The sequence below is a fragment of the Pusillimonas noertemannii genome, assembly GCF_003096595.1.
Lineage (GTDB): Bacteria > Pseudomonadota > Gammaproteobacteria > Burkholderiales > Burkholderiaceae_B > Pusillimonas > Pusillimonas noertemannii.
Window position 1 is genome coordinate 305,483 of the sequence record NZ_QEKO01000001.1, and the last position, 11,360, is coordinate 316,842.

General features: G+C 64.6%; 11 protein-coding genes and 1 riboswitch. Of the genes, 7 read left to right on the forward strand and 4 right to left on the reverse strand.

Annotated features, from left to right (window positions below):
• Window positions 1-47 precede the first annotated feature (47 nt).
• The 4 genes from C7440_RS01420 to metF all read left to right on the forward strand — a co-directional run bounded on the left by C7440_RS01420 (window position 48) and on the right by metF (window position 4,209).
• Window positions 48-1,280 carry a CynX/NimT family MFS transporter gene (locus C7440_RS01420; RefSeq protein ID WP_116517197.1) on the forward strand — a complete coding sequence of 411 codons (1,233 nt, stop codon included), beginning with the start codon at window positions 48-50 and terminating at the stop codon, window positions 1,278-1,280.
• Window positions 1,281-1,370: 90 nt separating this feature from the next.
• A riboswitch (S-adenosyl-L-homocysteine riboswitch) is annotated at window positions 1,371-1,469 on the forward strand.
• Between the two features lie 71 nt (window positions 1,470-1,540).
• Complete coding sequence (gene ahcY, locus C7440_RS01425; RefSeq protein WP_116517198.1) at window positions 1,541-2,959, forward strand: adenosylhomocysteinase; 1,419 nt, start codon at window positions 1,541-1,543, stop codon at window positions 2,957-2,959.
• A 68-nt stretch (window positions 2,960-3,027) separates the two neighbouring features.
• Window positions 3,028-3,363 carry a phage holin family protein gene (locus C7440_RS01430; RefSeq protein ID WP_116517199.1) on the forward strand — a complete coding sequence of 112 codons (336 nt, stop codon included), beginning with the start codon at window positions 3,028-3,030 and terminating at the stop codon, window positions 3,361-3,363.
• Window positions 3,364-4,209, forward strand: coding sequence for a methylenetetrahydrofolate reductase [NAD(P)H] (gene metF, locus C7440_RS01435; protein ID WP_116517200.1), 846 nt, complete (start codon window positions 3,364-3,366; stop codon window positions 4,207-4,209).
• A gap of 170 nt (window positions 4,210-4,379) precedes the next feature.
• On the opposite strand, the gene C7440_RS01440 is transcribed toward metF, so the two are convergent.
• Complete coding sequence (locus C7440_RS01440) at window positions 4,380-5,021, reverse strand: 5-formyltetrahydrofolate cyclo-ligase (protein WP_116517201.1); 642 nt, start codon at window positions 5,019-5,021, stop codon at window positions 4,380-4,382.
• A 75-nt stretch (window positions 5,022-5,096) separates the two neighbouring features.
• On the opposite strand from C7440_RS01440, the gene C7440_RS01445 reads away from it, so the two are divergent.
• From C7440_RS01445 to C7440_RS01455, 3 genes are all read left to right on the forward strand, one after another.
• A complete protein-coding gene (locus C7440_RS01445; RefSeq protein ID WP_116517202.1) occupies window positions 5,097-7,190 on the forward strand; it encodes a lytic transglycosylase domain-containing protein in 2,094 nt (697 codons plus the stop codon).
• A gap of 17 nt (window positions 7,191-7,207) precedes the next feature.
• Window positions 7,208-8,356 carry a tRNA nucleotidyltransferase/poly(A) polymerase-related protein gene (locus C7440_RS01450; RefSeq protein WP_116517203.1) on the forward strand — a complete coding sequence of 383 codons (1,149 nt, stop codon included), beginning with the start codon at window positions 7,208-7,210 and terminating at the stop codon, window positions 8,354-8,356.
• Window positions 8,357-8,511: 155 nt separating this feature from the next.
• A complete protein-coding gene (locus tag C7440_RS01455; protein ID WP_116517204.1) occupies window positions 8,512-8,907 on the forward strand; it encodes a RidA family protein in 396 nt (131 codons plus the stop codon).
• A 169-nt stretch (window positions 8,908-9,076) separates the two neighbouring features.
• Here the strand turns inward: C7440_RS01455 and C7440_RS01465 are convergent, their stop codons facing one another.
• From C7440_RS01465 to C7440_RS01475, 3 genes are all read right to left on the reverse strand, one after another.
• Window positions 9,077-9,442, reverse strand: coding sequence for a hypothetical protein (locus C7440_RS01465; RefSeq protein ID WP_116517205.1), 366 nt, complete (start codon window positions 9,440-9,442; stop codon window positions 9,077-9,079).
• 58 nt (window positions 9,443-9,500) lie between these two features.
• Window positions 9,501-10,340 carry an IclR family transcriptional regulator gene (locus C7440_RS01470; protein ID WP_165832405.1) on the reverse strand — a complete coding sequence of 280 codons (840 nt, stop codon included), beginning with the start codon at window positions 10,338-10,340 and terminating at the stop codon, window positions 9,501-9,503.
• Window positions 10,341-10,424: 84 nt separating this feature from the next.
• A complete protein-coding gene (locus C7440_RS01475) occupies window positions 10,425-11,333 on the reverse strand; it encodes a fumarylacetoacetate hydrolase family protein (protein ID WP_165832406.1) in 909 nt (302 codons plus the stop codon).
• Window positions 11,334-11,360: the final 27 nt, after the last annotated feature.

An 11,360-nucleotide genomic window follows, 5' to 3' on the forward strand; every position in this document is an offset into this window, starting at 1 on the left:
GGCACACTTCGTGGCTGGAGAAAGCTGAAGAAAGAGGGACCAGGCCCATGCTCGACAATTCGTCAGAGGCCAATAGCCAGAAAGCCGCCAAGCCACAGCCGCCCGCCCACGAGCGCGGCAAGAAGGGCCTGGCGCAGGCGCTGCTGCTGATCACGATCGTGTACGTGGCGATGAACCTGCGGGCGGCGCTTATCAGCGTGGGGCCTGTCATTGATTCCATCGGCACGAGTCTGGGGCTGTCGGCGACGGCGCTGGGGGTGCTGATTACGCTTCCGGTGCTGTGCTTTGGTGTGTTTGCGCCGTTTGCGCCGCGCCTGCTAAAGCTGCAGTCGGCCGAGCGCCTTATTTTGTTCAGCCTGCTCTTGCTGACGGGCGGCATTGTATTGCGCAGCAACCTGGGGTCGCCGGGCCTGTTCGTGGGCACTTTCCTGCTGGGGCTGGCCATCAGCATGGTCATGGTGCTTTTGCCGGGCATCATCAAGCGCCACTTTCCTGTGAATGCGGGGTTGATGATGGGCCTGTATTCCACCGCCCTGGCGGCGGGGGCGGCCACGGCGGCGGGGGTTACCGTGCCCATGGAGCAATGGCTGGGCGACTGGCGCCTTTCACTGGGGTTCTGGGCCATTCCTGCCGTGCTGGCCGCGCTGGTCTGGGTGCCGCAGGTTCGCGGCGAGCCGGCCTTCAGCGCCCGGCGGCCGGTGGCGGTGCCCCGCCTGCGCAGCAACTGGCTGGCCTGGCAGGTAACGCTTTTCATGGGCACGCAGGGGGCCATCGCCTATTGCATCTTCGGTTGGCTGCCGCTGATACTGATCGATCGCGGGCTTAGCTCGCTGGATGCGGGCTTTGTGCTGGCCACGCTCATGAGCATCCAACTTACCACCTCTATTACGGGGCCATGGATCGCCACGCGCGGGCGCGACCAGCGGCCGGCCATTTTTGTATTCATGGCGCTGGTGGGGGCGGGCTTTCTGGGCCTGGTTTATGGGTCGACCAGCGCCGTCTACATTTGGGCGGGAGTGTTCGGGCTGGGGTTTGGCGGCATGTTTGCCGTGGCGATGGCGCTGCTGGTGCTGCGTTCGCCCAACCCGCAGGTGGCGGCGGCGATATCGGGCATGTCGCAGGGGGTGGGCTATATGATCGCCGCCGTGGCGCCGCTTATCGTCGGCATTTTGCACGAATACACGGGCAACTGGGACGCCGTGGCGGCGTTCATGATGTTGCTGATCCTGGGGGCGATGTGGTCGGGCCTGCTGGCGGGCCGGGCGCGCTTTATTGAATAAGGCGGCATGCGCGGGCCCATGGCCCGGCGCTCGACTGACGCCGCAGAATCGCTTGGCCGGCACATTAAATCGGCTACAATTAACCCACTTCTTCCTGAGGAGCGCTGCGACGGGCGCAGGCGGGCCAAGCTGGCGTTCGCTGCCCCGCTAGGCTCAGGAACCATCAGCATTCAACGGCGCTCATCATCTCCCGCATGCGGGCGAAGATGAGCCAAGCCGTTCCGGCCTCTTTGTCCTGCACGGGTTTACTGGGAATCTCCATGAACACTGTTGCCGACACCACTTTCTCTGATTGCATCGTTGCCGATATCTCGCTGGCCGACTGGGGCCGCCGCGAAATCGCCATTGCCGAAACCGAAATGCCGGGCCTGATGGCCACCCGCGAAGAATACGCCGCCGCCCAGCCCTTGAAGGGCGCGCGCATTGCGGGCAGCCTGCACATGACCATCCAGACCGCCGTCCTCATCGAGACCCTGGTGGCGCTGGGCGCCGAAGTGCGCTGGGCTTCGTGCAATATCTTCTCTACCCAAGACCACGCCGCCGCGGCCATCGCGGCCAGCGGCACGCCGGTGTTCGCCATCAAGGGCGAAACGCTTGAAGACTACTGGCAGTACACGCACAAGATCTTCGAATGGCCCGAAGACCGCCACGCCAACATGATTCTCGACGACGGCGGCGACGCCACGCTGCTGCTGCACCTGGGCGCGCGCGCCGAGCAAGACGCCTCGGTGCTGGCCAAGCCCGGCAGCGAAGAAGAGCGCGTATTGTTCGCCGCCATCAAGGCCAAGCTGGCCGAAGACCCCAAGTGGTATTCCACCCGCCTGGCCGAGATCAAGGGCGTTACCGAAGAAACCACCACGGGCGTGCACCGCCTGTATCAGATGTCCAAAAAGGGCGAGCTGGCCTTTCCGGCCATCAACGTCAACGATTCGGTAACCAAGTCCAAGTTCGACAACCTGTATGGCTGCCGCGAATCGCTGGTCGACGGCATCAAGCGCGCCACCGATGTCATAGTGGCCGGCAAGGTTGCCGTGGTGTGCGGCTTTGGCGACGTGGGCAAGGGCTGCGCGCAGGCGCTGGCCGCGCTGCGCGCCCAAGTGTGGGTGACCGAAGTCGACCCCATCTGCGCCCTGCAGGCATCGATGGAAGGCTACAAGGTGGTTACGCTTGACGAGGCCGCCGACAAGGCCGACATTTTCGTTACCGCCACGGGCAACTACCACGTCATTACGCGCCAGCACATGGAGCGCATGAAAGACCAGGCCATTATCTGCAACATCGGCCACTTCGATAACGAAATCGACGTTGCCGGCGTTGAAGACCTGCAATGGGAAGAGATCAAGCCCCAGGTCGACCACATCATCTTCCCCGACGGCAAGCGCGTCATCCTGCTGGCCAAGGGCCGCCTGGTGAACCTGGGCTGCGCCACGGGCCACCCCTCGTTCGTGATGTCGGCTTCGTTCACCAACCAGACCATTGCGCAGATCGAGCTCTTTACGCGGGGCGATGCCTACGCCAAGGGCCAGGTCTACGTGCTGCCCAAGCATCTTGATGAAAAAGTGGCGCGCCTGCACCTGAAGAAGCTGGGCGTGCACCTTACCGAGCTTAGCCAAGAGCAGGCCGACTACATCAATGTGCCTGTGGCAGGCCCCTTCAAGCCCGACCATTACCGCTACTAAGCTGTTCAACCGCCGGGCGGGCGCGCCTGCTTGCGCGCCGCCAGCGCCCGGCCTACAGGAGCTCGACCATGGAAATTCTGCTTATCTGGATCTTGAACGCGGTTGCTTTGCTGATCGTCGCCTACATATTGCCAGGCATCACGGTGGCCTCTTTCTGGTCGGCGCTGATCGCGGCGCTGGTGCTGGGCCTGCTCAACACGCTGGTCAAGCCGGTGCTTATCCTGCTGACCCTGCCGGTAACGATCGTCACGCTGGGCTTGTTCCTGCTGGTCATCAATGCGCTGGTGTTCTGGTTCGCTGGTTCGGTGCTGAAGGGCTTCCATGTAAACGGCTTCTGGTGGGCGATGCTGGGCGCGCTGGTGTACAGCATTATTTCCGGCCTGCTTTCTCGAGTGATCGCCTAAATGAGTTCTCTGGTCAGTTTAGAGTTCTTTCCCCCGCGCGATAACGCGGCGCAAGAAAAACTCATCCGTTCGGCCAAGCAGCTGCAGGCGCTGCAGCCGGGCTACGTCAGTGTTACGTTCGGCGCCGGCGGCTCTACCCGCGCGGGCACGGCCGACGCGGTGGCCATCATGCAGAAGCTGGGCTTCGATGCCGCGCCGCACTTGTCGTGCATCGGCGCCTCGGCGCAAGACCTGGCCGACATCCTGCAGGCCTACAAGCGGCAGGGCGTGCGGCGCATCGTGGCGCTGCGCGGCGACCTGCCGTCGGGCATGGGCGGCGACACCGGCGAATTCCACTACGCCAGCCAGCTGGTGCGCTTCATACGCGAAACCACCGGCGACTGGTTCCACATCGAGGTGGCGGCCTACCCCGAGATGCACCCGCAGGCGCGCAATGCGGCGGCCGATCTGGGGCATTTTGTTGAAAAGGTGCAGGCCGGCGCGAACAGCGCCATCACGCAATATTTCTTCAATGCCGACGCCTATTTCAGCTTTGTCGAGCAGGCGGCGGCGCGCGGGGTGGGCGTGCCCATTGTGCCGGGTATCATGCCCATTACCAACAGTGCGCAGCTGCTGCGATTTTCAGATATGTGCGGCGCCGAAGTGCCGCGCTGGATACGGCAGCGCCTGGCCGAATTCGGCGACGACAAGGCTTCTATCCGCGCCTTCGGCGAAGAGGTGGTCAGCCGCCTGTGCCAGACCCTGCTCGACCAGGGGGCGCCCGGCCTGCACTTTTACACGCTGAACAACGCCGACACCACCCTGGCGATTACGCGCAACCTCAATATTTCGGTTGAAGCGGCCTGATAGCCGCGTCTGCAGATCAGTATCGCCAACGCCGGCTCATGCCGGCGTTGGTGCTTGGGGGGCGCCGGCTTGCGGGCTGGCCTGAGCAGCGCGGGTTGAGCGCCGCTGCGAAAAAACGGGCGGTGCGCGTGGGCTCGGGCGCGGTCGGCTGCTCGGCGCGGTCGGGCTGCTCAGGCGCGGTCGAGCAGCTTGGGGGCGGGGACGGGCCAGCCTTTGTCGGTAAGAATGGCATCAAGCCGGAAGTCGTGCGGGGCCGGCTGGTAGTCGGTGCCGGAAAGATCGCCGCAGGCCCAGGCGATGCCCAGGCTGACAAAGCGGTGGCCCTGGTCGCGCAGCGCGGCCAGGGTGCGGTCGTAGTGCCCCTTGCCGTAGCCGACGCGGTCGCCCTGGCGGGTGAAGCCCAGGGTGGGCACCAGGATGATGTCGGGCGCCGGCGCCTGGGGGCCTTGCGGTTCTTCAATGCCGAAGGCGCCCTTGACCATGGGCGTATCGGGTGTCCATAGCCGGAACTGCAGCGGCGCGTCGTCGCCGGTTACCACGGGCAGTGAAACGGTGATGCCTTCTTCTTCGACCAGTTGGGAAAGCAGGGGACGCAGATCGGGCTCTTGCTCAAGCGACCAGAAGGCCGCGATATGCTTGGGAACGGGCTTGCCGGCCTCGGCCAGCTCGGCGCGCGAAGTGGCCAGCCAGGTAAACAGGCGGCCGCGCATCAGCAGGGCGCCGCGCCGCGTGTCCGTGGGGTTCTGCGCCGCCCGAAGCTGTTTCAGTTTCGTCCGCAAGGCGGCGGATTTATTCTCTATACTGTTGCTCATGACGGTTTCTGGCGGAGTTCGGCAAGTATGTTGGTAAAGGGTCAACGGTATCAGAAATCCCGGAACATTTCCGGCATGCGCGGGCTGCCCGCCCTGGGCGCGTGGCTGGCCTTGTTCGGCGGGCTTACGGGTTGTGCGGGCGCCGAGGCGCCCGCCGCTTCGGCAGCCCAATCCCCTGTGCTTGCACAGGCGGCGGTAACGCCCGCGCCCCAGTTGTCGCCGTCCGCCGCGGCGGCTGCCCCGGGCGCAGCCTCGGGCACTGTCAGCATGGCGCCTTCCGCGCCGAGGGTTCCGCCGCAAATCGCCGAGCAGGCGCTGGTAGACGCCCGCGAAGCCATGCAAAAAAAGCAGTGGTCGCGGCTTGACGATCTGATACCCACCGCCAGCGCCACGCCGCTGGTCGGCTCGTACGCGCAATACTGGGCCTTGCGCCAGCGCGTCAACAACCCCACGCTGCCCATTCCCCAGGCCGAGCTTCAGCAGTTCATGGCCACCAACTCTGACGATTATCTTGCCGACCGCATCAAGGCCGACTGGATCGTGGCCGCGGCGCGCGCCGGCGATTACGCCACGGTGAACCAGCTGGGGCCGGTCGTGAACAGCAACGCCTCGGTCGACTGCTCCCGCCTCATGGCCCAGCACCTTACCGGCCAGGCCGTAACCGAGCGGCAGGCCATCGAGGCCTTCGAGCCGGTAAGCGCCTGCTGGAGCATGCTCGACCAGCTTGTAGAGCACAAGGTGGTGGGCTGGGGCGCCCTGCAGTTCGAGCTGCGCGCCATTCTTGAAACCAGCAAAACGGGCAATGCCCAGCGCATGGCCGCCCTGATGTTCGACGGCGCGCACATGCGCTCGTATGCCGCGCTGATGAAAGACCCGCGCAAATGGCTGGGCACGCAAAAGGCGCCCGCCACGCGCGAGCAGCGCGAGCTCGTCACGCTGGCGCTGTCGCGTCTGGCGCGCGGCAAAGACCGCGTCGAGGCCGAATCCTATATTGAAAAGAACTGGGCCACCAAGGTGGCTCGGCAAGACATGCAATGGGTGTGGGGGCAGTTTGGCCTGATCGCCGCCCTGAATGTCGAAGCGCAGGCAGTGCGCTGGTACCGCCGTTCGGGCTCGGCACCCATGACCGACTACAACCACGCCTGGGAGGTCCGCTCTGAACTCAGGCAAACCCCCATCAACTGGAAGGAAGTCGACCGCGCCATACTCAAGATGACGGCCGAGCAGCAGGCCGAGCCCGTGTGGGTGTACTGGCGCGGGCGGGCCATGGCCGGGCAGGGCGACAGCGGCACCGCCCGCAAGTTCTACGCCTCGCTGCGCAACGAGCTCAGCTTCTACGGCCAGCTGGCGGTCGAAGAGCTGGGCGAGCCGTTAAGCCTGCCCCCCGCGCCCGTGCCCGTTACCCAGGCCGAATTCGACCAGGCCCAGGCCAACCCCGACCTGCAGCGCGCCATCAAGCTGTTCCGCCTGGGCTGGCGCCCCGAAGCAGTGCCCGAATGGAACTTCGCCTTGCGTGGCATGAACGACCGCCAGTTGCGCGCCGCGGCCGAGCTGGCGCGCTACGAGCAGATCTACGACCGCGTGGTGAACACCTCTTTGCGCACCAAAGACGAAATCGACTTTTCCCAGCGCTTCGTGGCGCCGTTCGAGGGCCGCGTTACCGAAAAGGCCCGCCTGATCGACCTTGACCCGGCCTGGGTGTACGGCCTTATCCGGCAAGAGTCGCGCTTTATCACCGACGCCCGCTCGCACGTGGGGGCGTCGGGCCTGATGCAGCTCATGCCCGCCACGGCGCGCTGGGTCGCCAAGAAAATCGGCATGACCGACTTCACCCCCTCTTCGGTCAACGACTTCGACACCAACACCATATTGGGCACCAGCTATCTCGATATGGTGCTGCAGAAGCTCGATGGCTCGCAGTTGCTGGCCACGGCCGGGTACAACGCGGGTCCGGGGCGGCCGGTGCAATGGCGCTCCAAGCTTACCGGCACGGTCGAGGGCGCCGTGTTCGCCGAAACCATACCGTTTACCGAAACTCGCCTGTACGTGAAGCACGTCATGTCCAACGCGGTCTACTACTCCATGATGTTCACCGGGCAATCGCAATCGCTCAAGCAGCGCCTGGGCACGGTTTCGCCGCAGGCGGCGCGTCAGGTGGCGCTGCCCTGACGGCGGCGCTTGTGCGTATGGATCCGGCCATACAGGGGCTGAAGGTCTACGTGGTGGGCGGCGCCGTGCGCGACGAACTGCTGGGCCAGCCCGCAGGTGATCGCGACTGGGTGGTGGTGGGCAGCACGCCCGAAGAAATGGCCGCCCGGGGCTTCTTGCCGGTGGGCGGTGATTTCCCCGTGTTCCTGCACCCGGTCAGCAAAGAAGAATACGCCCTGGCGCGCACCGAGCGTAAATCGGGCCGGGGCTACAAGGGCTTTACCTTTCATACCGGCCCCGACGTTACCCTTGAAGACGACCTGCGCCGCCGCGATCTTACTGTCAACGCCATTGCCCGGGCGCCCGACGGCAGCCTGGTCGACCCCTGGAGCGGCCGCCGCGACATCGAGCAAAAGGTGCTGCGCCACGTGGGCGAGGCGTTTGCCGAAGACCCGGTGCGCCTGCTGCGGCTGGCCCGCTTTGCGGCGCGCTTCGGCGCGTTTTCCATAGCCCCTGAAACCATGGCGCTGTGCCGCCGCCTTGTCGATGAAGGCGAGGTCGACGCCCTGGTGCCCGAGCGTGTCTGGCGCGAAGTGGCCAAGGGCCTGCAAACCGGCAGCCCCGCCCGCATGTTCCAGGTATTGCAGCAGGCGGGCGCGCTGCAGCGCGTAATGCCCGGCCTGGTGTTCGATGAAGAAATCGCTGGCCAGCTGCAGTGCGCCGTCGACGCCGGCTTGACACTGCCGCAGCGCTTCGCCCTGCTGTGCCGCAAGTCGCCCGACCCCGAGCACATCGGCCGCCACGTGCGCGCACCCAGCGAGTGCATAGACTACGCCCGGCTGCTGCCGGCGTTGGTCGAGGCCTTGCAGGAGCTGGCTGAACATGGCGATTCAGCACGCGCGCCGCGCTCTGAGGGCGAAGCGCCTTCGCCGGACGCGACGCATGGGGGCGTAGAAGCCTGGCTCGACCTGATCGAACGCAACGACGGCCTGCGCAAGCCGCAGCGCTTTGTGAACTTGCTGCAGGCGGCGCAGTGCGTGGCCCGGCATGTAGACATCCCCGCCTGGCGCCGGCGCCTGGACGCCGTGCGCGCCATCGATGCCGGCGCCGTGGCCAAGGAGGCAGGCGGCAAGCCCGAGAAGATCAAGGCCGCGCTAAGGCAGGTGCGGCTGGATGCCTTGAGCTGAAGACACCAGGCGCAGCGCATGGGCTTGCGAGCCTTTTTCGGCCCCGGCTTATCGGCGCAGCGCCCGGGCTTGCAAAAAGAGCCAAGCTGGGCTTAGATGCCTATCTATGCTTCCAACCATAATTCATAACGTTCATAACGCCCAAGGAGACAGCCGTGGCACGAAAACTCATCAATCCTTCCCAGCTGCACCCGGCGCCGGGCTTCAGCCACATTACTGTGGCCGAGCCAGGCACCATGGCCTATATTGCCGGGCAGGTTGCGCTGGCCCCTGATTTCTCGGTGGTTGGCGGCGACGACCTGGGGGCGCAAACCCAGGCGGCCATGCGCAATGTCGAGCTGGCGCTGAAGGCTGTGAATGCTTCGTGGGAAGACGTTGTCCGCCGCACCATCTATACGCTTCATCCCACCGAGTACGAGGTGATTACGGCAGCGATCGAAGAGGTTCAGCAAAGCACAGAGCATCCGGCCCAGACCATTATCGGCGTAACGGGCCTGGCGGTGCCGGGGTTGCTGATTGAAATCGAAGTGACTGTTCGGCTGCCTGGCTAAGTGGTGGTGGGCGCTACGCCATAGCCGCTATTCCAGTACGCGGACACGCCTCTGAACCGGGAAGAAGCGCACAAGATAGCGTTCATGCCTTTAGTTGAGACCGGGCCCGTTCCTGGGCCGATCTTCTCGGCACTGACCGAGAAGCATCGCTAGCCGGCAAAGCTGCCCTTTAAAACCGGGAGCCCGATTGCATGTTTTCCAGCAGATCCGCGACGTCGTTCTTCAGCCTGTCGAGCAGAAGATCGGAAAGCGTGCCCTCCCGCTCCAGCGAAAGCAGCCAGGCAGGTAGCCCGCGTGGCTGCCCGCACGTGTAGTCGTTGATCGCCGCGCTCAAGGGAGCCAGCCCCTCGTTTTGATATTTGTCGGCCAGGTAATCGAGCAAGTCCAGTTCCAGCACGCTGCTGTTCATGGTGAACATGCCGCCGCCGCAGCACCGGCACGACATGCCGTGCCACATGTTCTTGCCTGCGGTGCTCCATAGCCGTTGAATGCGTTTGTCAAGCTCGGTGGAGCGGGGTTCGTGCCGGTCTGCCATGTTCGTCTTCCTCATGCCCGTCCTGGCACGCTACGGCGGGCCGATCCAACCCTGGCGCCTATGGAGGATTCGTGCCTGGCGCCGGGGCGTCCATGTCCAGGCCGCACTCTCTTTGGAGCATGTTGCGTGCCGCTACCAATTGGCCAGCCACCTGCTCTTTGCGCTTGTCGCCGGCCTTGCCGGGCGGCAGGACAGCGGTTATCACGCATAATGGGTCGCTCGGCTTGCGCAGAACTGCCATCACGCCCACCGTGCCGGGCAGCACGGCGTCCCGGGTCCAGTAGATCTCGTTGGCGCGTATGTCGGCGCACACTTGCGCGAGGCTGGCCTCGGAGGGGAAAGTCAACCCGTCCGCCTTGGCCGCAGTTCGCTCTTTGCGCAGCAGCGCGGCGGTGCGCGCCGCCGGCAAATGAGCCAGGAAGACGCGTCCCGTGCCCGAGTGCACCAGCGGCAGCGCGGCACCCACCCTGGGGACGGCGGGGGGCGGTGGCGAGCCGAGCTCCAGGCGTACCAGCGTCGGGCCGATGTCTGTCCAGATGTATAGCGCCACGGTGCTGTGTGTGGTGGCCGTGATGGCGCCCACCACTTCCTGGGCGCTGCTCATGGCATCGTGGCGGTTCAGAGCGGACAGGCCGATGCGCAATGCTGTAGCGCCCAGGTCGTACATGCCGGTGATGACAGATTGCTTGACCATGCCGTAACGGGTCAGTGTGACCAGGTAGCGGTGCAGCTTGCTTGGAATCAGGCCTGTCTTGCGGGACAGCTCGCTGAGCCCGATGGCCGAGCCTTCCTGGGCGATGATGTCGAGCACTTCCATCGCGGTCTCGACGGTTTGTATGCCGACGGGCTCCCCCTTCTTGCGTTTGGGCCGCCCGCGTGCGATTGCAGAACTGATCATCTGTGAATATCCGGGTTGGAGGAATGGGCCCATTGTAATGGCGCGCCGCTTGTTTCATTTCACATGTACCCGGATCGAATAGAGTCATGAGATGGTGTTGACCAGCTCGCCCAGATCCCCGATCTGGACGCGCACGACGTCGCCGGATTTCAGGAATTCCCCCGTCTCGGCGCCTGGGCCTGCAGGTGTGCCGGTCAGGATCACGTCGCCGGGATGCAGCGTCAAGCGGTTGGACAGATAGGCGATCTGTTCCGCGGCGGTGAAGATCATGTTGCCGGTGGACGAGTTCTGCCTGAGCGTGTTGTTGACCCACAGCCGAATGGGCAGGTCCTGCACGTCCGACACGTCGTCCATGGGCATCAGCCAGGGCCCCATGGGGCAGGAGCCGTCGAAACTCTTGTGGCCTATCCAGTCGTATCTGAAGGGTGAACTGATGTCTTGCTTTTCGCGCAACATGTAATCGCGTGCGGAGAGATCATTGGCGTTGGCGACGGCGGCAATGCATTCCAGCGCGTTGTCCTGCGTCAGGCCCCTGCTGCGTACTCCAACCACGAGGGCCAGCTCGGCCTCCCAGTCCAGCTTGGTGGAATCCAGGCGGATTTTCTCGCCGGTTCCCACTACGCTGGCCGGGGACTTGATGAAGAACCAGGGTTTCTGGCCACTTGCCTGGGGGTTGGTGTCCAGCTTCACTCCCGTGGCTCGAGCCATGTTCTCGACGTGGTCCTTGTAGTTGGCGCCCACGCAGTAAATGACGGGAGGGCGGGGGATCGGTGCGGCGAGCCGTGCTTCGGCCAGTGGCAGGCCACCTGCGGGGCCGGTCTTGGCGAAGGCGGCCAGCTTGGGGCGAGCTTCGCGCCATTGTTCGAGCACGTCCATTGTCGACCGCATGGCAGGATCGTTCAGTGCCTGGGCAACGGGGAAAATGCGGTCGCCGACAAGTATGCCCGCGACGATGCCGTTTTCGGCGTGGTAGCTCAATAGCTTGTATGTCATGTCTCTGCTCCTGAGTGAGTTTATGTG

What these genes read in the sequence shown, in the direction of transcription:
- C7440_RS01420 (WP_116517197.1), top strand. Translation starts at nt 48, where the DNA reads ATGCTCGACAATTCGTCAGAGGCCAATAGCCAGAAAGCCGCCAAGCCA.
- ahcY (WP_116517198.1), top strand. Translation starts at nt 1,541, where the DNA reads ATGAACACTGTTGCCGACACCACTTTCTCTGATTGCATCGTTGCCGAT.
- C7440_RS01430 (WP_116517199.1), top strand. Translation starts at nt 3,028, where the DNA reads ATGGAAATTCTGCTTATCTGGATCTTGAACGCGGTTGCTTTGCTGATC.
- metF (WP_116517200.1), top strand. Translation starts at nt 3,364, where the DNA reads ATGAGTTCTCTGGTCAGTTTAGAGTTCTTTCCCCCGCGCGATAACGCG.
- C7440_RS01440 (WP_116517201.1), bottom strand. Translation starts at nt 5,021, where the DNA reads ATGAGCAACAGTATAGAGAATAAATCCGCCGCCTTGCGGACGAAACTG.
- C7440_RS01445 (WP_116517202.1), top strand. Translation starts at nt 5,097, where the DNA reads ATGCGCGGGCTGCCCGCCCTGGGCGCGTGGCTGGCCTTGTTCGGCGGG.
- C7440_RS01450 (WP_116517203.1), top strand. Translation starts at nt 7,208, where the DNA reads ATGGATCCGGCCATACAGGGGCTGAAGGTCTACGTGGTGGGCGGCGCC.
- C7440_RS01465 (WP_116517205.1), bottom strand. Translation starts at nt 9,442, where the DNA reads ATGGCAGACCGGCACGAACCCCGCTCCACCGAGCTTGACAAACGCATT.
- C7440_RS01470 (WP_165832405.1), bottom strand. Translation starts at nt 10,340, where the DNA reads ATGATCAGTTCTGCAATCGCACGCGGGCGGCCCAAACGCAAGAAGGGG.
- C7440_RS01475 (WP_165832406.1), bottom strand. Translation starts at nt 11,333, where the DNA reads ATGACATACAAGCTATTGAGCTACCACGCCGAAAACGGCATCGTCGCG.